This window comes from Limnobaculum xujianqingii, assembly GCF_013394855.1.
Lineage (GTDB): Bacteria > Pseudomonadota > Gammaproteobacteria > Enterobacterales > Enterobacteriaceae > Limnobaculum > Limnobaculum xujianqingii.
Genome location: NZ_JABMLK010000001.1, coordinates 771602 through 793933, shown reverse-complemented (window position 1 = coordinate 793933; position 22332 = coordinate 771602). Strand labels below are relative to the sequence as shown.

At 45.1% G+C, this 22332-nt stretch carries 15 protein-coding genes; 9 read left to right on the top strand and 6 right to left on the bottom strand.

Annotation, left to right across the window (positions count from 1 at the left end; genetic code table 11):
- Positions 1-241: 241 nt before the first annotated feature.
- Positions 242-1339, bottom strand: a complete 1098-nt coding sequence (gene ydiK, locus GOL65_RS03410; RefSeq protein ID WP_140918787.1) for an AI-2E family transporter YdiK — start codon at positions 1337-1339, stop codon at positions 242-244.
- Between the two features lie 296 nt (positions 1340-1635).
- On the opposite strand from ydiK, the gene ydiJ reads away from it, so the two are divergent.
- Genes ydiJ through zntB form a run of 3 tightly spaced genes read left to right on the top strand, consistent with a single transcriptional unit; the run spans position 1636 to position 6178 of the window.
- Positions 1636-4689, top strand: a complete 3054-nt coding sequence (gene ydiJ, locus GOL65_RS03405; RefSeq protein WP_140918840.1) for a D-2-hydroxyglutarate dehydrogenase YdiJ — start codon at positions 1636-1638, stop codon at positions 4687-4689.
- A gap of 28 nt (positions 4690-4717) precedes the next feature.
- On the top strand, positions 4718-5140 hold the full coding sequence (locus tag GOL65_RS03400; protein ID WP_140918786.1) for a hotdog fold thioesterase: 423 nt from the start codon (positions 4718-4720) through the stop codon (positions 5138-5140).
- A 54-nt stretch (positions 5141-5194) separates the two neighbouring features.
- Positions 5195-6178: a zinc transporter ZntB gene (zntB, locus tag GOL65_RS03395; RefSeq protein ID WP_140918785.1), complete on the top strand. Its 984-nt coding sequence runs from the start codon at positions 5195-5197 to the stop codon at positions 6176-6178.
- An 83-nt stretch (positions 6179-6261) separates the two neighbouring features.
- Here zntB and ttcA read toward each other — a convergent pair whose 3' ends face one another.
- Positions 6262-7185: a tRNA 2-thiocytidine(32) synthetase TtcA gene (ttcA, locus tag GOL65_RS03390; RefSeq protein WP_140918784.1), complete on the bottom strand. Its 924-nt coding sequence runs from the start codon at positions 7183-7185 to the stop codon at positions 6262-6264.
- A gap of 504 nt (positions 7186-7689) precedes the next feature.
- On the opposite strand from ttcA, the gene GOL65_RS03385 reads away from it, so the two are divergent.
- The gene (locus GOL65_RS03385) at positions 7690-7965 is read left to right on the top strand and encodes an IS1 family transposase (protein ID WP_130591195.1); all 276 of its coding nucleotides are present in this window, start codon (positions 7690-7692) and stop codon (positions 7963-7965) included.
- Positions 7966-8130: 165 nt separating this feature from the next.
- Here GOL65_RS03385 and nifJ read toward each other — a convergent pair whose 3' ends face one another.
- Positions 8131-11673 (bottom strand): pyruvate:ferredoxin (flavodoxin) oxidoreductase, encoded by a 3543-nt coding sequence (nifJ, locus tag GOL65_RS03380; protein WP_140918783.1) that lies wholly within the window; start codon positions 11671-11673, stop codon positions 8131-8133.
- A 607-nt stretch (positions 11674-12280) separates the two neighbouring features.
- Here nifJ and GOL65_RS03375 point away from each other — a divergent pair.
- A complete protein-coding gene (locus GOL65_RS03375) occupies positions 12281-12526 on the top strand; it encodes a DUF333 domain-containing protein (protein WP_140918782.1) in 246 nt (81 codons plus the stop codon).
- Between the two features lie 118 nt (positions 12527-12644).
- Here GOL65_RS03375 and hslJ read toward each other — a convergent pair whose 3' ends face one another.
- Both hslJ and GOL65_RS03365 read right to left on the bottom strand, forming a co-directional pair.
- Positions 12645-13076, bottom strand: coding sequence for a heat shock protein HslJ (gene hslJ / locus GOL65_RS03370; RefSeq protein ID WP_140918781.1), 432 nt, complete (start codon positions 13074-13076; stop codon positions 12645-12647).
- Positions 13077-13253: 177 nt separating this feature from the next.
- The gene (locus tag GOL65_RS03365; RefSeq protein ID WP_140918780.1) at positions 13254-14240 is read right to left on the bottom strand and encodes a 2-hydroxyacid dehydrogenase; all 987 of its coding nucleotides are present in this window, start codon (positions 14238-14240) and stop codon (positions 13254-13256) included.
- A gap of 162 nt (positions 14241-14402) precedes the next feature.
- Here GOL65_RS03365 and GOL65_RS03360 point away from each other — a divergent pair, with 162 nt between their 5' ends.
- Genes GOL65_RS03360 through GOL65_RS03350 form a run of 3 tightly spaced genes read left to right on the top strand, consistent with a single transcriptional unit; the run spans position 14403 to position 17539 of the window.
- The gene (locus GOL65_RS03360; protein ID WP_140918839.1) at positions 14403-17018 is read left to right on the top strand and encodes a YdbH family protein; all 2616 of its coding nucleotides are present in this window, start codon (positions 14403-14405) and stop codon (positions 17016-17018) included.
- A gap of 26 nt (positions 17019-17044) precedes the next feature.
- A complete protein-coding gene (locus tag GOL65_RS03355) occupies positions 17045-17206 on the top strand; it encodes a YnbE family lipoprotein (RefSeq protein WP_130593633.1) in 162 nt (53 codons plus the stop codon).
- A gap of 9 nt (positions 17207-17215) precedes the next feature.
- Positions 17216-17539: a YdbL family protein gene (locus GOL65_RS03350; RefSeq protein ID WP_140918779.1), complete on the top strand. Its 324-nt coding sequence runs from the start codon at positions 17216-17218 to the stop codon at positions 17537-17539.
- 70 nt (positions 17540-17609) lie between these two features.
- Here GOL65_RS03350 and GOL65_RS03345 read toward each other — a convergent pair whose 3' ends face one another.
- Positions 17610-18215, bottom strand: a complete 606-nt coding sequence (locus tag GOL65_RS03345; protein ID WP_140918778.1) for an FMN-dependent NADH-azoreductase — start codon at positions 18213-18215, stop codon at positions 17610-17612.
- 228 nt (positions 18216-18443) lie between these two features.
- Between GOL65_RS03345 and hrpA the strand changes: the two genes are divergently transcribed.
- Complete coding sequence (gene hrpA / locus GOL65_RS03340) at positions 18444-22331, top strand: ATP-dependent RNA helicase HrpA (protein ID WP_140918777.1); 3888 nt, start codon at positions 18444-18446, stop codon at positions 22329-22331.
- Position 22332: the final 1 nt, after the last annotated feature.

Genomic DNA, 22332 nt, shown 5'->3' with positions numbered 1-22332 from the left:
GTCAATAGTCTTAGCATGTGAACTTTGTTTGTGAACTTCGTTCATTACCAAAGTTAATCGGAGGGAGAGACCGCCGTTGGGGTCGACTTGGCGCAAGCCAACGAAGTGCCCCTAGGCGGTCTAGGCCCGACGCACACCAAGACCAAGTACAGATTGTCTTCCGGCCGAGCACAAAGGCGATATACATAATATTGCTTTTACGGCCGGAATATTCTCAAAACTAAATTACCCTAATTCTCAATCAAATATTCAAATCCCGCTCCAAATCCGGCAACTCATCCGTCGGCTCAGGAACTTCATCAATCCATGCAGAAATTAAACGATACGACACCGCCAGCACCACAGGACCAATAAATAATCCAATCATACCGAAGGCCAGTAACCCTCCGATAACCCCGGAAAGAATCAACAGCAGCGGCAAATCTGCACCTAAACGAATCAGTGCAGGACGCAGGAAGTTATCCATGGAAACCACAACACAACTCCACACTAACAACACCGTTCCCCAGGTATTATCACCGCTCCAGTAAAGCCAGAACACCGCCGGGAACAGAATCAACGACGGCCCAATCTGTGCCAGACAGCAGATAAACATCAACACCGTTAATAACGTGGCATAAGGAATACCGGATATGGCTAACCCAATACCGCCCAACAGGGCCTGAGTCAGAGCAGTAACCACTACGCCCAATGCAACAGCACGAATAGCCTGAGCACCAAGAATAACCGCTGCTTCACCACGCTTCTCTGCTAAACGCAATGCAAAGTGACGGATACCCTTAGCCACGGACTCACCTTTAGCGTAGAGAAGGGCGCTGAATACCACCATCAGAGTACCGTGCAGCATAAAGCCACCAACGTGAGCAACCTGAGAAACAAACCAGGTTGTAGCGGCACCCGCATAAGGCTGAACGCTGGCAACCAGCACTTTACCATTATCAGCCGTCATCGCTTGCCAGTTGCGGTACAGGCGTCGACCAACTCCCGGAATATCATTTAGCCAGGCCAGTTTAGGGATATGCCAGTTCTCGGGCTTTCCTACCCAATCAACTAACTGACCACTGTTGTCTACAATACTATTAATCACCAGACCAAAAGGCAGAACAAACACTACCACCAATAATAACGTCATGAAGATCACGGCCGGCGTCCGCCGCCCACCAGTATATTTCTGTACTCGCAACAGCAACGGCCAGGTTGCAATAACCACCATGCCCGCCCAGGCAAAGCCTAAAATAAAAGGCCGAACTACCCAAAGACAGACTACGATCATTACAAGAATAAAAAGTATTCCAAACATCAGACGTGCAAGATCAAAACGTTTTTTCGGTTGCGTCATGGATGTACTCATCATGAAATAGAGATGTTAATAACTAAGCTATAGTATCGGGTATAGCTAACCGTTGCGCTATTTTAATTAATAAACTGATAACTATCATTTAAGCGTAAGCGCAGGCAAAAGTATGTTAATGAGCCGTTAGCCTTTCATCAACATTTGAAGACAGCGCTAAGAGTTACGATAAATTTAACAGATGGGCTACGCAAACGATAAAGCAGTATGCTAGTTTAGTTCGCTGGATTGGGTAATGTTTAGAACATAATAAAATAAAAAATAACGCAAAGAGACTAATGGCAATGATTCCACAGCTAAAGCAAGCACCTGGTGTTGAATCACCGGTTCAGGAGTATTTAGACGCCTTAAAACAGGCAGGTTTCAGTGGTGATATCGCAACGCAATATGCGGACCGCCTTAGCATGTCAACGGATAACAGCATCTATCAGATGTTGCCACAGGCTATCGTGTTTCCTCGCTCTACTGCCGATGTGCTATTGATTGCCCGTACCGGACAACAGGCCAACTTTTCTTCTATCAAATTTACCCCCCGTGGCGGTGGTACCGGCACGAATGGGCAGTCACTCAACGATGGCATCGTGGTTGATATGTCGCGCCATATGAATCGTATTCTTGAGCTTAATTTAGAACAAGGGTGGGTTCGCGTTGAGGCGGGTGTGGTTAAAGATCAGCTGAATCAATATCTGAAACCTCATGGCTACTTTTTCTCGCCAGAACTGTCAACCAGTAACCGGGCAACGCTGGGAGGGATGATCAATACCGATGCATCCGGACAGGGCTCTCTGGTGTATGGAAAAACCTCCGACCATGTTTTGGGTTTAAGAAGCGTTCTGCTTAACGGAGAATTATTAGACACGCACGCCATGCCGGTAGCGCTGGCGGAACAACTGGCGTCACAACAAACGGCGGCGGGACAGGTTTACCATACGGTGCTGGAGCGATGCCGTCAGCAGCGCCAGCTTATTATCGACAAATTTCCCAAACTAAACCGCTTTCTCACCGGCTATGACCTCAGGCATGTTTTTAGCGATGACCTGCAAACGTTTGACCTTTCGCGCATTTTGACTGGTTCTGAAGGTTCGCTGGCATTTATTACTGAAGCCAGACTGAATATCACACCATTACCGGCATTGCGCCGACTGGTCAATATTAAGTATGACAGCTTTGATTCTGCGTTAAGAAATGCGCCGCTAATGGTTGAGGCGAATGCGCTATCGGTGGAGACGGTAGACTCTAAAGTTTTTAATCTGGCGCGGGAAGATATTGTCTGGGAGTCAGTAAAAAATCTGATTACCGATGTACCGGGTAAAGATATGCAGGGGCTGAATATTGTTGAGTTTGCCGGTCAGGATCCTGAACTGATAAATCATCAGGCTGAGTTTCTCTGCTCCCGACTGGATCAATTGATGGAAAAAGGTGAAGCTGGCGTCATTGGCTATCAGCTATGTAGCGATTTAGCGGATATTGAACGTATCTATGCCATGCGTAAAAAAGCAGTAGGCCTGTTGGGCAATGCCAAAGGTTTAGCTAAACCCATTCCGTTTGCTGAAGATACCTGTGTACCACCACAGCATCTGGCCGACTATATTTCAGAGTTTCGCGCATTGCTGGATAGCCATAATCTGGCTTACGGCATGTTTGGTCACGTTGATGCCGGGGTTCTGCACGTTCGTCCAGCGCTGGATATGTGCGACCCTCAACAGGAGCTGTTAATGAAGCAGCTCTCTGACCAAATTGTGGCGCTGACAGCTAAATACGGTGGCTTGTTATGGGGAGAACATGGTAAAGGATTTCGCGCTGAATATAGCCCGGATTTTTTTGGGCCGGAACTGTATGAAGAACTGCGTCGCATTAAGGCGGTGTTTGACCCGGACAATCGCCTGAATCCGGGCAAGATCTGTCCACCAATAGGGCGGGAAGATACCCTTTATAAAGTCGACGCGGTAAAACGCGGTACTTTTGATCGCCGTATTCCGCTGGCAGTCAGAACTTCCTTTAAAGGCGCAATGGAGTGTAACGGCAACGGTCTGTGTTTTAACTTTGATGCAAACAGTCCAATGTGTCCTTCAATGAAAGTCAGTGCTAATCGGGTACATTCACCTAAAGGTCGGGCAACACTGGTGCGGGAGTGGTTGCGCTTATTGGCTGAAGAGGGTGTTGATCCACTGGAACTTGAGAATCAACTGGCTGAGCAACGTTTAAGCTGGCGCAGTTTGTTAGATAAGACTAAAAACAGCCTGCGTCAACGTCAGGGAGAATATGACTTCTCTCATAAAGTTAAGCAGTCTATGGCAGGCTGTCTGGCCTGTAAGGCCTGTTCCACTCAATGCCCAATAAAGATTGATGTTCCGGCATTTCGTTCCCGCTTCCTGCAGCTATATCACACGCGTTACTTCCGTCCGGCTCGGGATTATATTGTTGCATCAGTAGAAAACTATGCGCCAGTGATGGCAAAAGCACCGCAGCTGTTTAACTTCTTTGTTCGCCAATCATGGGTTCAATCGCTGGGAGCCAAAAGTATAGGTATGGTAAATCTGCCGTTGCTCTCTTCCCCAACGTTGAAACAGCATTTGCAAGGGCATCAGGCCTGCACTATGACGCTGGAACAACTGGAAGGAATTGATAGCCAGAGCAAACAACAATACGTTTTAGTGGTTCAGGATCCCTTTACCAGTTATTACGATGCCAAAGTAGTGGCGGATTTTATTCACCTGATTGAGAAACTTGGGCTAAAACCAGTGCTGTTACCCTTTAGCCCAAATGGCAAAGCGCAGCATATAAAAGGTTTTCTGCGGCAGTTTGCCAAAACAGCCCAGCGAACGGCGGATATGTTGAACCGGGTGGCTAAACTGGGTATACCGATGGTGGGTGTCGACCCGGCTCTGGTGTTGTGTTATCGCGATGAGTATAACCAGATATTAGGTGAGAAACGGGGCGATTTTAAAGTCCAGTTGGTGCATGAATGGCTGAATGCTAACCTGACACAGTTTCCGTCGAAAAGTACGGAACAGGCTCCCTGGTATTTGTTTAGTCATTGTACTGAAAGTACGGCACTGCCAGCCAGTGGCAAACAGTGGCAAGAGTTGTTTAGTCACTTTGGCGCTAAATTAAATAATGTGAGCCTTGGCTGCTGCGGTATGGCGGGAACCTATGGTCATGAAGCAGATAACTTGAATAATTCTGCCGGTATCTATGCTTTATCATGGCAAAAAGCGCTGGAAGGTAAAGATGCCAGCCGTTGTCTGGCTACCGGGTATTCATGTCGTAGTCAGGTTAAACGTTTTAGTCATGTAGTATTGAAACATCCGCTTCAGGCATTGCTTGAGCTGGTGTGATGAACAATTAATTAGGGTAAGCAAATATATGTGGAAACGTCATAAGACGCTGGAAGAACTGAACCAGATGTCAAAAGGAACCATGATCGAGCATGTCGGCATTGTCTACACGGCGCAAACAGAAAATAGCCTGGAAGCGACAATGCCGGTGGATCAGCGTACCGTTCAACCTTTTGGCTTGCTGCATGGCGGAGCTTCAGTGGTACTGGCCGAGACGCTGGGTTCTGTTGCGGGTTATCTGTGCTGTGAGGGAGAGGCGCAGGTAGTCGGTATTGATATTAATGCAAACCACATTCGAGCGGCAAAGCAGGGAACGGTTCGTGGAGTATGTACGGCCATTCATTTAGGCCGCAGCCATCAGGTGTGGGAAATTAAAATTTATGATGATGCGGACAGGCTTTGCTGTATTTCCAGATTAACTACGGCGGTTCTGGATAAGAAATTACGTTAGTGACTGGCGTTCATTATGACGAGGATACCCGGTTATGTTGTATAGGTGATTGATGTGGATAAGATAAGCGGTGAACAATTAGAGGTCCCGCAGGAGATTCATGCTTATCAGTTAGATGGCAAGGGCGGTATATTGCCGGTTACGGATAAGACGGAAGCAACTGCGACACAGCCTTGCTGGATACACATAGACTACGAACAGCCAGAAAGCCTTAACTGGTTGAATGAAACACCACTATTGCCAGAGAGCTTTAAAGAGGCTCTGTCCGGAGAAAGCTGTCGCCCAAGAGTTGCCCGCCAGGGGGATGGAACATTAATTATTCTTCGCAGCATTAATCTGAATAGTGAGTCAGTTCCCGATCCGTTGGTGACGTTAAGAGTATTTATTACCGATAGCTTGATTATTTCCAGTCGTCATCGGCCGATTCATGCGGTAGATGAAGTGGTAAATGAATTAAAAAAAGGTACCGGGCCATCACATAGTGGAAACTGGCTGGTGGAAATTCTGGATCTTCTGACCGATCAGGTTAGCGATTTTATTGATGATATTCACGGGCGGGTAATCGAACTGGAAGATGGCTTACTGGACAAAGAGGTGCCAGAGCGTGGCGTTATTGCGCTTATCCGCAAACAACTGATTGTGCTACGTCGTCACCTGATGCCTCAGCGAGATGTCTTTTCCCGACTGGCCAGTGAGCGACTGCCGTGGATGAGTAATGAAGATCGCCATCGGATGCAGGATATTGCCGACCGACTGGGCCGTGGCCTGGACGATCTGGACGCAACGATTGCACGTACCGCAGTGGTGGTTGATGAACTTAACTCTCAATTGGCCGATGCCATGAACCGCCGCACTTATACTATGTCGCTAATGGCGATGCTGTTCTTACCTGCAACTTTTCTTACCGGGCTGTTTGGCGTAAATCTGGGGGGAATTCCTGGTGGCGGTAAAGAGCATGCCTTTGCCATCTTCTGCACCTGTCTGGCGGTTGTTGGCGGTGGAATATTATGGTGGCTTAAGAAGAGTAAGTGGTTGTAGATATTTTATAATTCAGCCCCAAATAAAGGTTGGGGCTGAATTATTATTGGTCGAGGTTATTTGCCGATCTTAACGATAATGACTTACTTAACCTCAACAACATTAATCCCTAAATCTTCATTTTCATCCGGTACAAAACCAGCCGGCTGTAGCGGGAACTCTTCCCGGTCAAACGCCAAATCGCCGCCGTTAACCACGTCCATACCTTGTTGAATAGCCGTGAAGTCAAACAGCTCACGATCGCACAGGTGAGATGGCACAACGTTTTGCATCGCGCTGAACATAGTCTCAATCCTGCCTGGATAACGGCGATCCCAGTCTCTCAGCATATCTTTAATCACCTGACGTTGCAGATTAGGTTGTGAACCGCAGAGATTGCAGGGAATGATCGGGAAAGCTTTCGCCTCGGCATAACGCTCAATATCTTTTTCACGACAGTAAGCCAGTGGACGAATAACAATATGTTTGCCGTCATCACTGATGAGTTTTGGCGGCATCCCTTTTAGTTTGCCGCCGTAGAACATATTTAAGAACAGCGTTTGCAGAATATCGTCGCGGTGATGACCCAGCGCAATTTTAGTTGCGCCCAACTCGGTTGCCGTACGGTAAAGAATACCGCGACGCAGGCGAGAGCAAAGCGAGCAAGTGGTTTTACCCTCGGGTATTTTATCTTTCACGATACCGTAAGTATTTTCTTCAACAATTTTGTACTCAATACCCAGCGTATTTAAATATTCTGGTAGTACATGTTCAGGAAATCCCGGCTGCTTTTGATCCAGATTAACGGCAATCAGCTCGAAATTGACCGGTGCGCTGCGCTGCAAATTTTGCAGAATATCCAGCATGGTGTAACTGTCTTTTCCACCGGAAAGGCAAACCATGATCCGATCGCCATCTTCAATCATCGAAAAATCTGCGATTGCTTCACCAACGTTGCGACGTAAACGTTTATGCAGTTTATTCAGATTGTATTGTTCTTTCTGGTTCAGCGCTGCTGTTGTGCTCATAGCGGTAACTCTGTCTGCCTGATTGTTGCCTGTTAGCAGGGACGACCTGCCGGGAAATCGTGGAGGTGTATGGTACGGATTATTGAGAGTGTTGTCAGTAGAAGAATACGCTTCGGTAGCGGCTGAAATCGACAGTAGTGGTAAGAAAGCAACCAAAACTAACTCAAAATGGTTAGGCTTGGTTCGGGTTGTTACCAAAAATTCGATTCAAATAAGTTAATTTATAAAACGATTATGAAATTATCTTATGCAGAACTGTCAATTATACCAGTGATGTAATCGAAAAATATATATTAGAATCGAACAGGTATACCAACATAAGAATTACGCTGATTAATTAGTATTGTGACTATTCTGAATAATATTGAGGTGGTTAAGTAGCATATAAACACTTAATTCATTTCTGATTAGAGTGTTATAGAAACAAAGTAGTTAATAATATTCCGAAATTATCACTGTCATGATTACTTATTTGATGTTTTTGGGTCCAAAAGGAGATGGAAAATGGTCACTATTGAAGTCGCATGCCGCCATTGCAATGAGACAAAACCGGTTAGAAAACATGGTAAAGGGCGAGGTGGTTATCCGCGTTACTATTGTAATAGCTGCAGAAGAACATTTCAGCTGTCTTATTTGTACCGAGCTCATCAGCCAGGAATGAAAGAAAAGATTATTGAAATGGCCTCTCAAGGTGCGGGAATACGACAGACCAGCCGAACGCTGAAAGTGGGATTGAACACAGTGATGCGTTATTTGAAAACCGCTGAAGGAATAAGTTAATTCTTCTTATTATTGAGTGATAGATTTAGAATATTAAGATGGTATTATCTTTTTATTGAAAATAAGACGGTACTCTTAAATAAACTTTTATTTACTTAATTAATAAAAAATAAAGCACCTGATGAGGGTGCTTTATTTTTTATATTATCGGTTATTACCGTTTATTTATGATGGTTCAGATTCCGTTTTTTCTACTGTTTTTCCTGCTAACAGGCTTAGTAAGTTATAACGACTCTGAACATCTTTTTCAGCCTGAATGTGTAAGGCTGAGGCGACATCTGGTTCCATAGTATTCAAACGGCGGAAACGTTGCTCTTTTAACAGAGCCGATGCCAGACCATCAGACGGTGGACGGGAATCAATAGTTAAACCGGGTTTGTCTTCTTCAACCCGACGAGGATCGAAACGATATAGCGGCCAGAAACCAGCGGTAGTTAACTGCTTCATCTGGTCGTGGCTAAATGCCAGATCGTAACCATGTTCCTCACACGGGCTGTAAGCAATGATCAATGATGGCCCCGGATAAGCTTCAGCTTCCTGAATTGCTTTAACCGTTTGGTTTAATTGTGCGCCTAAAGATATTTGGGCTACATATACATGACCATACATCATGATACTTACACCAAGGTCTTTACGTCCTTTACGTTTACCACGTTCAGCAAATTTGGTGACGGCACCGATAGGTGTTGCTTTAGATTGTTGACCACCGGTATTGGAATAACATTGCGTATCCAGCACCAGAATATTAACGTTTTCCGACAGGCTCATGACGTGGTCGAGACCACCAAATCCAATATCATACGCCCAGCCATCGCCACCAATCAGCCAGATAGATTTATCTACCAGATAATCGACACATTCGGCTAATTCTTTCGCTTCCGGTGAGTCGATACCTGCCAGCAGTGTTCGTAACTGTACAATTTGTTCACGGCGCTGTTCTACGCTGGTTTCAGAAGCTTGAAGTTCGGCAATTAGCTCACCGGGTAACTGTGGTGCCAACTGATTTATCAGACGTAAAGTTCGCTCGCGATGTTGATCGACCGTCAGGCGGAAACCAAGGCCAAACTCTGCGTTATCTTCAAACAGTGAGTTAGCCCATGCCGGGCCTCGACCATCAGCATTGGTAGTATATGGTGTACTTGGCAGGTTACCGCCATAAATGGATGAACAACCGGTAGCATTGGCTATAAGCAGCCGATCGCCATACAGCTGAGTTAACAATTTAATATATGGCGTTTCACCACATCCGGAGCAGGCTCCGGAATATTCAAATAGTGGAGTAATTAATTGAGAAGTCCGAATATCGATACGCTCAATTTTGCTCTTATCAATTTCTGGTAGCTGCAGGAAGTAATCATAGTGGCGTTTTTCAACCTCAAGATTATCCAGGCGAGACTTCATATTAATCGCTTTAATCTCTGGGTTTTGGCGATCTTTAGCCGGGCATACCTCTACGCACAGGTTACAGCCGGTACAGTCTTCCGGAGCAACTTGCAGAACATATTTCTGCCCGCGCATATCTTTTGACTTAACGTCTAATGATTGCAGGTCGTCAGGCGCGTCAGCAAAAGCTTCTGGTGAAATGACTTTGGCCCGAATTGCAGAGTGAGGGCAGGCCGCAACACAGTGGTTACACTGGGTACATAGCGGAGCCTCCCAAATTGGGATCTCTTCTGCAATATTGCGTTTTTCCCAGCGGGTAGTGCCTGAAGGCCAGGTACCATCCGGCGGGAAGGCTGAAACCGGTAGTGCATCTCCCAAACCGGCCAGCATCGCTGCGGTTACCGTTTTAACAAAGTCCGGAGCGCTGTCGGAAACCACCGGAGGGCGCATTGGGCTTTGTGGATTAATCGCTTGTAAAGGAATCTCTTCCAGCGCACTGATAGTGGCGTCTAATGCCTGCCAGTTATTTTCAACAATATCCTGACCTTTGGCGCTATAGCTTTTAGCAATAGCGTCTCGTAGCTGTTGCAGTGCAACATCACCAGGAATAATTTGAGTCAGATGGAAAAACGCCATCTGCATAACAGTGTTGATTCGGTTAGCCAGATGGCATTCTCTGGCAATTTTCGCCGCATTAATAATAAACAGACGAGCTTTACGCTGATGCAATAACGCCTGAACGTCTTGTGGCAAACGCTGCCAGATCTCATCTTTGCTATAGGGGGTATTCAGCAAGAAGGTACCGTTGGGTTTCAGTTTTTCGACCATTTGGTATTTATCAATAAACTGATTTTGATGACAGCCAATAAAATCAGCCTGAGAAATAAGATAGGCAGAATGTATTGGGTAATCACTAACCCTCAAATGAGAAACGGTCAAACCACCGGCTTTTTTGGAGTCGTAAACAAAGTAGCCTTGAGCGTGAAGTGGGGTACCGTTACCAATAATCTTAATATTATTTTTGGTAGCAGAAACGGTGCCATCGCTACCCAGTCCAAAGAACAATGCTTCCAGAGAGGCTTTTTGAGGAATGCTATCATCACTTAGCGGTAATGACAGGCCGGTAATGTCATCAAAAATACCGACAGTAAAGCGCGGGCGCGGTTTCTCCAGCGTTAACTCTTTGAAGATAGCCAGTACACATTCTGGTGCAAACTCTTTAGAAGACAAACCATAACGACCACCAATAACCTGTGGCAGTGTATCCCGTTCACCTCTGGAAAAAGCTTCTGCCAGCGCCGTCATAATATCAAGATAGAGTGGCTCAGCCAGCGCACCAGGCTCTTTAGTTCTATCGAGAACGGCAATTCGGGTTACGCTTTGAGGTAGTTGTTCAAGCAAGTGTTCTGCTGAGAAAGGACGATACAGTCTAACTTTTAACATGCCGACTTTTTCGCCGCGGGTTAGTAAAGTATCGATTGTCTCTTCGGTTGTACCGCAGGCAGAGCCCATCAGGATAATGACGCGATCTGCCTGAGGATGACCATAATATTCAAACGGCTGATAGTGACGGCCAGTTTGTTGCTCAAAAGCTTGCATGGCATCGGCAACGTGCTGGTAAGTTTGGTTATACCATGGGTTAGCGGCTTCCCGGCACTGGAAGTAAGTATCCGGGTTGGCTGAAGTCCCTCTGATCACCGGGTGATCTGGTGTTAATGCACGTTTACGATGAGCACTAATCATTTCCATTGGTAATAGCTGGCGGATGCAGTCATCACTGATGGGAACAATTTTATTAATTTCGTGAGAGGTACGGAATCCGTCAAAGAAATGAATAAACGGAATCCGACTGTTTAGCGTCGCCATTTGTGAAATCAGAGCAAAGTCTTGGGCTTCCTGTACCGAGCTGGCGCACAACATTGCACAGCCAGTTTGACGAACTGCCATGACATCAGAGTGATCGCCAAAAATAGACAGAGCATGGGTAGCAATGGTTCTGGCTGCAACATGCAGCACAAAAGGGGTCAGCTCACCGGCCAGTTTATACAGGGTTGGGATCATCAGTAACAATCCCTGCGATGAGGTAAACGAGGTAGCTAATGCTCCTGTTTGCAACGAGCCATGTACCGTGGCGATAGCACCGGCTTCGGACTGCATTTCCATAACGCGAGGAACATCACCCCAAACGTTTTTAGTGCCATACTCTGACCAGTCATTAGCCTGTTCGGCCATGGTTGAGCTGGGTGTAATAGGATAAATGGCGATAACTTCGTTGGAACGATACGCCACGGAGGCAACAGCACTGTTACCATCGGTAGTAATCATAGATTCAATACCTTTATTGACATTAGCTCTCCCAGGTCAAAACCTGAGTAACAATAAACACATTGGATTGGATAGTTATTAATGGTTTTTTTATCTTCCGAAATCGCAACTCATCATATCAGATAAGACAGTTTGGGCAGCTGTTGTTTTGTGTGTTATTACATTCTGTGACAGAAAATAATGATAGCTATTATCATTAAGGTGTTGAGGATGTTTGAATTCCCTTTTAATAGTAGGGGCAAGCTTGCAGAATATGGCTTCAGCGCTGGACTATTAGCACCATATAGGCTAAATATAATTATTAAATTTGTGAGCCAGCGCCATTGAACGCTCTGGTTTTTCGGTTTATACCGGTTGTTCAAAAAAAGAATAAAAAAAAACCAGCGCAAATGGCGCTGGTAAAAGACTCAGTCAGATTAACTGAAAAGCAGTGGATCGCTAATTAATTAGCTTCATTATAATAGCTTAATTAACAACATAAGTTATTACAAAAAATGCGAAATAAAGTAATCAGAATATTAATTTCAGGTTAATTGTTGGCCAAATTTAATCAAACCATCGCAGCTGGTGGTTTTTCGTAGCTAAAAATACAATAACAGAGGTAAACATGAAGGGAAAAATTGGCCTGGCTGCACTTGGCGCACTTTTATTGGCAGGTTGTAGTAGTCAGCCGGATCAGGTGAGGTTATTACCACATCAATCAATGATCACCGAAGAGGCTGCCAGAGCGACTCCAATGGATGAAATGGCATTAGCTAACTGCAATAGCATGGGTGGTATGCCAACTACTTCACATAATCTGGATGGTAGTGTAGTTAGCAAATGTCAGCTCTCAAACGGTAAGCGTTATTAAGCATACCTATATGATTTAGTTGAAATTGGTTCTGGCTGATTTACACAGCAAAAAAACCGGAAATGTGCGACAGGCAATTTCCGGTTTTTTATATTCAATCAATGAGTTAACGCAAAGATTAATTAACCCAGTCTTTGAGCTTATAAGTCAGAGTGTGTTGTGAGGAGCTTAACGTTAATACGCCTTGATCCAGCGTCACTTTAGCTCCATTACTTAGAGTTGTGGCAATAACCTGATCCAACTGACTAATCTGTTCATCAATGCAAGCCATACGAGTAGAGGCTAACTGTTTCGCAGTTAATACGCCATTCTTCAGCGTTGCCTGACCCATAAAGCGATTACACATAGTTCCGCTGACATGCATATTTTCGCCAAATTCAATATTTAATGGACGTTTTTCTTTAGTGGTATCAGCCATATTTTTGCCGTCAACGCCGATCAGAATGAAGTTATGATGCTGTAAATCACTCTCTTTTACGCTATTGCTATCTGTTAATGTACAACCGCTAAGCAGAACGGCTGAAATAATAAAAGGTAAGGCTATTTTCATTATCATCCCCGGGAAGTTATTACGTGGAAATTGACCCGATAATCAATGCGTTGCTATTGTATCGGTTTAAATTTGAATGTGTTTTACCATAATAAATATGAGAGTAAATAGGGATTTACAATGATTTACCGGTAGTTAACATAATATTGTGACTACCGGTCATAAAACAGACGATTATTACAGTAAATTAGGGCAAGGCTGGTTCTGTTCTAATTGCTGAATGTTTTGAAGTGTAGTTTCAGAAATGCTTAATAACGCTTCTTCCGTCAAAAATGCCTGATGGCCGGTAAATAACACGTTATGGCAGGAAGATAAGCGACGGAATACGTCATCCTGAATCACATCGTTAGATTTATCTTCAAAGAACAGGTCTCTTTCGTTTTCATAAACATCCATTCCCAGTGAGCCAATTTTCTGCTTTTTCAAGGCTTCAATAGCAGCAGGGGAATCGATTAAACCGCCACGGCTGGTATTGATGATCATTACACCATCTTTCATTTGCTCAAAGGCAGCAGAATTTAACAGGTGATGGTTTTCTGGTGTTAATGGGCAATGCAGAGAGATTACATCAGAACGTTCATAAAGCGTTTTCAGATCGACATATTCCGCCCCTAAGTCCAGAGCCAGCGGTGATGGATAAGGATCGAATGCCAGTAAACGCATACCAAATCCTTTCAAAATTCGCATAGTGGCAATACCGATTTTTCCAGTACCAATGATACCTGCGGTACGGTTATGCATATTAAAGCCAATCAATCCTTCAAGAGAGAAGTTAGCATCGCGTGTCCTTTGGTAGGCTCGATGGATACGACGGTTAAGGCTCATCATTAATCCAATGGCGTGTTCAGCTACGGCTTCAGGTGAATAGGCTGGAACACGCACCACTTGCAATCCAAGCTCTTTCGCTGCATCAAGATCAACATTGTTGAATCCGGCACAGCGTAAGGCCACAATTTTAACGCCTGATTTCGCTAATTCTTCAAGAACCGGGCGGCTCCCATCGTCGTTAACGAAGATACAAACCGCTTCACAACCTTCGGCCGTTTTAGCCGTTTGCTGGCTAAGTTTGAAATCAAAAAATTCGAGATCGATACCAAAACGTTGATTAGCAACTTCAAGATACTTTCTGTCGTATTGTTTTGTGCTGTAAATAGCAAGTTTCATCACATATCTCCACCAGAATTATAAAATTAATTTATCAGAGATCGGGTATCAGGACAATTTAACGATATGGTTAGTAACCTGCGATAGAATCAGTTTAGCCAATATTATTAATATGCTATATTTTCCGCCTGATTCGCGTTCCGGGGTAGGTTAGGCGTGGTAATAGGTCGTTTTGTTAAATACGTTCTGATTGTCGTGACCATACTTATGTTGTCATTAATGACATTATGGGCAACGATCTCAACGTGGCTACCTAAAGTTGCCAGTCTTTGGCTACCTGCCGGAACACAACTGATATTTACTCAGCCTCCAGAGTTAATCAAGCGCGGAATTTCTTTAAACGGCATTCAATTTTTGGCTCAGGACTGCTTTCTGGCCGATGCTGGGCCGTTAACGCTAATATATCAGGATCGGCAGTGGAAGCTGCATGGTAATTCGTTAGATATAGATACCCACTGTCTGGAGAAGTTAACCACTCAGGACACTTCCGGAGACGACGACACACCGCTGTCCGTTGCCGATATTCAAAAACAACTACCGGCTTTCTCGCTATCCCTCGATCGCCTGAGTATCACGCCATGGGAGTCATACTCGGGTCAGGTGGATCTCACCAGTAATAAGCAAGGTCAGCGTCTTAGCATTAAGGGAAAGTTACTCTCTGGTTCTGCAATATTAAACGATCGGCAGATGCTGACGCTGGAGTCGCTAAGCCTGCATATTCCGGATAGCGATGATGTCATTCAACTGAACGGTGAAATACAGGTTCCGGTTAGTCTGGATACCATCCCGGAACAGGGAAATATCAATGGTGAATTTGTTACTACCTACGTGGATAAACCCCTGCTATTAGAACTAAGTTGGCAGCAGATAAATGGCCATCTGACCATAACGCCACAAGGTGAGAAAGAAAGTTTACTGGATGTTCCCTGGACGCTGGAGGGTAAACGTCTGGTGGTGAGTCAGGGTCAATGGCGCTGGCCTTATGCTTCCCAGCCTTTTACCGGTGGTATTAGTATGACTCTCACTGAGTGGAGCAATGACTATAATGAAGCCAATATTGAAGCACGGCTGAATGTGGTTACTCAAGGCAGTGCGGGTAAAGGAAACGCGGTACTAACTTTTGCACCGGGAAAAATCAGTCTGAAAGATAGCGACTTAAATTTCCAGCTCACCGGTAAAATGAATGAAGAACAGCTTTCTTTATATACCACTATTCCCGGTAAGCTATCGGGGACGATTGCTAACCCAACTCTTAATTTATTGTCTGGTTCTTTATTACGTGTAACTGGAGCCGTGACCCCGGATATCTATCTGCATGAAGCTCGATTCCCTTTGGCAGGAATAAAGGTGACGGATAAAGGCGTCAGCGGTCGATTGCAAACCATCATTAATGCCAGCCATCGTTATTGGGGCAAATACAAACTGCATTTGGACGGACGCTCCCGAGATTTCTGGATCGATCAAGGGCACTGGGAGTGGAATTTCTGGGGCAATGGCGATATGCCACCAATGAAAGCCAAATGGGATATGTCCGGTAAAGGGGAATGGAACGATAGCCTGATCAACCTGCAAACATTATCAACCGGATTTAACCATCTGGTTTATGGGCAAGTTACAGTTAATAAGCCAAGATTAATTCTGGCTGAACCTCTGAGCTGGAATCGTGCTGCGGGTCAGTACCATGCAGGATGGCAACTACAGGCGCAAAAAGTTGAATTCGACAGCGGTGGTTATTTACCGCCATCGACGCTAAATATTCAGTTTTTTGGTCAGGATCCGGCAAACTTTCAATGGAAAGGCGATCTCAGCACTAAAAAAATTGGCCCAATAAAATTAAGCGGCCGCTGGGATGGTGAACGTATCCGGGGAGAAGGCTGGTGGCCAGAACAGTCGCTGGACGTCTTCCAGACCTTACTGGCTCCGGAACTCGGTTTTAAAATTCGCAAGGGTACGCTGTATGCTCAATCAGCGTTCTCAATTTCTGAAACTCAGGGAATTGAGGCTGGTGGTCATATGGTAGTGAAAGATGGCGGTATGTGGTTAAAAGATGGTGAACTGAGCGGACTTGATTTTGTGATGTCATACCGTCTGAAGGATCACGTGTGGCAGCTAGGGCCACAATCTCCGGTTAAGCTAAGAGTGAAAAAACTGAATAACCTGTTTGATATGAGCAATATTACTGCTGACTTACAGGGATATTATCCTCAGACTGAGCGTCAACCTTTACGATTAACCAATGTTGGTGTGGATATGCTTCAGGGGCATATCGGTATGCAAGAACTGAGATTACCGCAGAAAGATCCGGCTATTCTCACGGTTAGAGGAGTCGATCTTAGTGAGTTATTTACCATTTTGAAACCAAAGCAGTTTACCATGTCCGGTAAAGTGGATGGTGAATTGCCGTTATATTTGAATCATCCGGATTGGCTGGTGAAAGGGGGCTGGGTGGAAAATAGTAAAGATCTCACCCTGCGTCTGGATAAAGATATGGTACAGGCAATCAGCGATGACAATATGGCAACCGGCGACATTATGGATTGGCTGCGTTACATGGAGATCCGCCGTTCCAGAGCGGATGTTAACGTCAGTAACTTAGGATTATTGGTCATGGATGCACAAATTGAAGGGTTTAACCCAACCAAGAATGCTGAGCGTTTAGTGAAACTCAATTATCATCATGAAGAAGATATTTTCCAGTTATGGCGTAGCTTAAGGTTTGGCGATAACTTGCAGGACAATCTGCAACAGATCTTCTCATTACCGAAGGAGCAAAATTAGTGAATAAATTTGGATGGTTAACGGTGATGATGGCCTTTGCTCTTGGTGGCTGTGTTCCAAGAATTGAGATTGCACCATCAACTGAGCCGATTGTGATTAATATGAATGTTAAAATTGAGCATGAGATTCATATTAAAGTCGATAAAGACGTCGAAAAAATGCTGAAGACCCAATCTGATATTTTTTAAGGAACAGCAATGAAACTCATCAATACCGGATTATTTGCCACGGTACTGCTGTTTAGTGTGGCTGCCAGCGCATTAACCTTAAAAGAGGCAAAGCAGCAGGGATTAGTTGGTGAAACACTGAATGGTTATATTGCAGTGGTGAAGCCAACAACTGAAGCACAAGCGTTAACCGATAAAATCAATCAGGCTCGTACCGAGCAGTATAAATCGGTAGCGGCAGAGAATAATGTAAGTGTGAATGACGTCGCTAAAATGACCGGGCAAAAATTAGTAAACCGGGCAGAGGCGGGAGAGTATGTGAAAGGTATTAATGGTCAGTGGCTCAAGAAGTAATATTGTCCGCTGATTAAATGATAAAAGCCCCTGTATCAGGGGCTTTTGCATAATAAAGAAAGAACGAATATCAGGCAGAAACGTATTGCTGAATAAAGGATTTCGCGTCTTCTTGTGCTTTCTGAGCTACTTCAGGACCGTAAGCCACGCCTTCCTGATAAACAAACTCAACATCAGTAATACCAATGAAGCCCAGGAACAGTTTCAGGTAAGGAGCAACCAGGTCAGTTGGGGAATCTTTATGAATACCACCACGACTGGTTAAGATATATACTTTTTTACCAATTACCAAACCTTCAGGACCTTTCTCGGTGTAGCGGAAAGTCACGCCAGCACGAGCAATCAGGTCAAAATAGTTTTTTAACTGAGTGGAAATGTTGAAGTTATACATTGGCGCACCAATAACAATAACGTCATTACCTTGCAGTTCAGCAATCAGTTCATCAGACAGCGCCAGCGCTTCTTGTTGACGGGCAGTCATTGGCTGATCGGATGGGCGCATTGCACCAACCAGTTCACCATCTAATACAGGAACAGGATTAGCGGCCAGATCGCGTACAGTGACGATGTCAGACGGGTGCTCTTGTTTCCATTTTTCGACAAAGAAATCAGCTAAAATATTTGACTGAGAATAACCAGAAAGAATGCTTGATTTGATGACTAAAACCTTACTCATGATAATTCCTTGTTTATGTTGATCAATAACAGGGTGCCCCCGTGATGTAATACATCATATTCGGCCTGACTTCAATTTGATAGCGCAATAATTAGATAAGTTTGTTCTAATTTTTTGAATAAGATAGCAAAGTGACTTATCCGCTTATAAATCAGGTTTGTGGTAATATAATGAGTAACAGAACCATCAACGGTTCACATCAGTTTATTCAGCACAGGATCCCAGACAGTGAAATCCCCACTAGCCGCATTATCCGGTCAAATCCGGCACTTAATGTTGCGCGACCAAAAGCGGCTGCGTCGTCGTTTAGATGGTGCCCGTAAAATCACCAATGGTGAAAAATTATCATTAATTGCGGCAGAAATTAAATCTGATATTCAGAGCGGTTTGCAGCGTGTAGCTAACCGTAAGGCAGCCTGTCCGACAATCAGCTACCCGGAAAATTTGCCGGTTAGCCAAAAGAAAGATCAATTGCTGGCGGCCATTCGTGACCATCAGGTCGTCATTATTGCCGGTGAAACCGGTTCGGGCAAAACCACACAGATACCAAAACTCTGCCTTGAGCTGGGGCGGGGAATTAAGGGCATTATTGGTCATACTCAACCAAGACGATTGGCAGCCCGCTCGGTTGCCGGGCGTATTGCGGATGAACTGAACGTAACTCTGGGATCCGCAGTTGGTTATAAGGTTCGGTTTAACGACAAAATCAGTGACAATACGCTGGTTAAGCTGATGACAGACGGTATTTTGCTGGCAGAAATACAGCAGGACCGTTTACTCAGTCAGTACGACACCATCATTATTGATGAAGCACACGAACGTAGCCTGAATATCGATTTTATTCTGGGCTACTTGCGTCAGCTATTGCCTAAACGCCCGGACCTTAAAGTCATTATCACTTCGGCAACTATCGATCCGCAGCGCTTCTCCCGTCATTTTAATAATGCACCGGTGATTGAAGTTTCGGGGCGTACTTATCCGGTAGAAGTGCGCTATCGACCGATTGTAGAAGATGCCGATGACAGTGAGCGGGATCAGACTCAGGCCATTCTGGACGCCGTTGATGAACTGATGCATGAAGCACCAGGGGATATTCTGGTGTTTATGAGTGGTGAACGCGAGATCCGCGATACGGCTGATGCGCTTAATAAGCAGGAACTGGCGCATACGGAAGTTTTACCGTTGTATGCCCGATTGTCGAATAACGACCAGAATAAGGTGTTTCAATCCCATACTGGTCGCCGCATCGTATTGGCAACGAACGTCGCCGAAACTTCACTGACCGTTCCGGGAATTAAATACGTTATCGATCCGGGAACTGCCCGTATCAGCCGCTATAGTGCCAGAACCAAAGTTCAGCGTTTACCGATAGAGCCGGTTTCTCAGGCCTCAGCCAATCAACGTAAAGGGCGGTGCGGTCGGGTATCAAATGGTATCTGTATCCGGCTTTATTCCGAGCAGGATTTCCTCTCCCGCCCGGAGTTTACCGATCCGGAAATTCTTCGTACCAATCTGGCATCGGTTATTTTGCAAATGACGGCCATTGGGCTGGGTGATATTGCTGCATTTCCGTTTGTTGAAGCACCAGATAATCGCAACATTCAGGATGGTGTTCGTCTGTTGGAAGAGCTGGGTGCCATTGAACACAACGAGCAGGGCAAAGGTCATCTTACCCCTGTTGGTCGTCAACTGGCTCAATTGCCAATTGATCCGCGCCTGGCTCGCATGGTGATTGAAGGCCAGAAGAATGGCTGCGTGCGTGAAGTGATGATTATAACTTCTGCGTTATCTATTCAGGACCCACGCGAACGTCCGCTGGAGAAACAGCAGGCGTCAGATGAAAAACATCGCCGATTTATTGATAAAGACTCAGACTTTCTGGCTTTTGTTAATCTGTGGAACTATCTGGGTGAACAACAGGAAGAATTGTCTTCATCCCAGTTTCGTAAGTCATGTAAAGGGGATTTCCTTAACTACCTGCGTGTACGCGAGTGGCAGGATGTTTATACCCAATTGCGACAGGTGGTAAAAGAGCTGGGATTCCCGGTTAACAGCACGCCTGCTGAATATAGGGAAGTGCATACGGCACTGCTTTCTGGTTTGTTATCCCATATCGGTCAAAAAGATATGGATAAGCATGAGTTTACCGGTGCCCGTAATGCCCGATTCTCTATTTTCCCTGGCTCTGGTTTGTTTAAAAAGCTACCTAAATGGGTGATGGTGGCTGAACTGGTGGAAACTACCCGGCTGTGGGGGCGTATTGCTGCCCGACTGGAGCCAGAATGGATCGAACCACTGGCTCAGCACCTGATTAAACATGCTTATAGCGATCCACACTGGGAGAAAGCTCAGGGGGCGGTCATTGCCAGCGAAAAAGTCACGCTGTTTGGCCTGCCGATTGTGAATGAACGCAAAGTTCAGTATGGGGCCATTGATCCGGTGCTTAGCCGTGAGTTGTTTATTCGCCATGCCTTGGTTGAAGGAGAATGGCAAACCCGTCATCCATTCTTTAAAGCTAATTTACGCCTGATGTCTGAAGTTGAAGAGCTGGAAAACAAATCACGCCGCCGCGATATTTTGGTGGATGATGAGACGCTGTTTAATTTCTACGAGCGTCGTATTGGTGAAGAGGTGGTTTCCAGCCGTCATTTTGATAGCTGGTGGAAAAAAATCTCGTGTCAGCAGCCAGAATTGCTTAATTTCGAAAAATCGATGTTGATTAAAGAAGGTGCCAGTAAAATCAGCGCTCAGGATTACCCGAATAGCTGGTATCAGGGGAATCTGAAACTGCGAGTTACCTATCAGTTTGAAATTGGTGCTAACGCGGATGGTGTTACGGTTCATATTCCATTACCAATTCTTAATCAGGTGCAGGAAGAGGGCTTTGACTGGCAAATCCCGGGGCTGCGTCGGGATTTGGTCATTGCATTGATTAAGTCATTACCAAAACCGATACGCCGCAATTTTGTGCCTGCGCCAAACTATGCAGAAGCTTTCCTGCAAAGAGCTAAACTGCTGGAAATGAGCCTGTTAGACTCACTGGAAAAAGAACTTCGCCTAATGACGGGCGTGACGGTGTCACGTGAATCATGGCAATTAGATCAGATTCCCGATCATCTTAAAATCACTTTCCGGGTGATTGATGATAAAAGCAAAATGCTGGCAGAAGGTAAAGATCTGCCGCAATTAAAGCGTCAGCTTAAGGGCGAAGTTCAGCAAACTCTGTCAGCGGTTGCGGATGATGGTATTGAACAAACCGGGCTTCACGTTTGGTCTTTTGGTTCATTACCTCAACGGTTTGAACAAAAACGAGGTGGTTATTCAGTTAAAGCCTATCCTGCATTAACTGACGAAAAAGACAGCGTAGGTATTCAACTATTTGAAACCGAGCAGGAACAGCAACAGGTGATGTGGAAAGGAACACGCCGACTGTTGTTGCTGAATATTCCATCTCCGGTTAAGTATTTGCATGAGAAATTGCCGAATAAAGCCAAGCTGGGGCTCTATTTTAATCCATTTGGTAAAGTGCTGGACTTAATTGATGACTGTATTGCCTGCGGTGTAGATAAGCTGGTCATTGAACATGGCGGCCCGGCCTGGGACGAAAGCTCTTTTGATTCACTAAAAGAGTTTATCCGTGCTGAACTGAATGAGAGCGTGGTGGCTATAGCCAAACAGGTTGAACAGATTCTGACGACCGCACATAACATTAATAAGCGCCTTAAAGGACGGGTGGATATGTCGGTTGCTTTGGCGCTGTCAGATATTAAAGCGCAGATGGGGCGACTTATTTATCGTGGGTTTGTTTGTGAAAGCGGCTGGCACAAATTGCCGGATATTTTGCGCTATCTGCAGGCGATTGAACGCAGAATTGATAAACTGCCCATTGATCCTCATCGCGATCGTGCCCAAATGCTAAAAGTTGAACATATTCAAAAGACCTATCAGCAGTTATTGAATAAGCTTCCACCTCACAAACTACTCAGTGATGAAGTGACAGAAATTCGCTGGATGATAGAAGAGTTAAGAGTTAGCTACTTTGCTCAGCAGTTGGGTACACCATCTCCAATTTCGGATAAGCGTATTCAACAGGCTATTGATAAGGTTACAGTGTAAC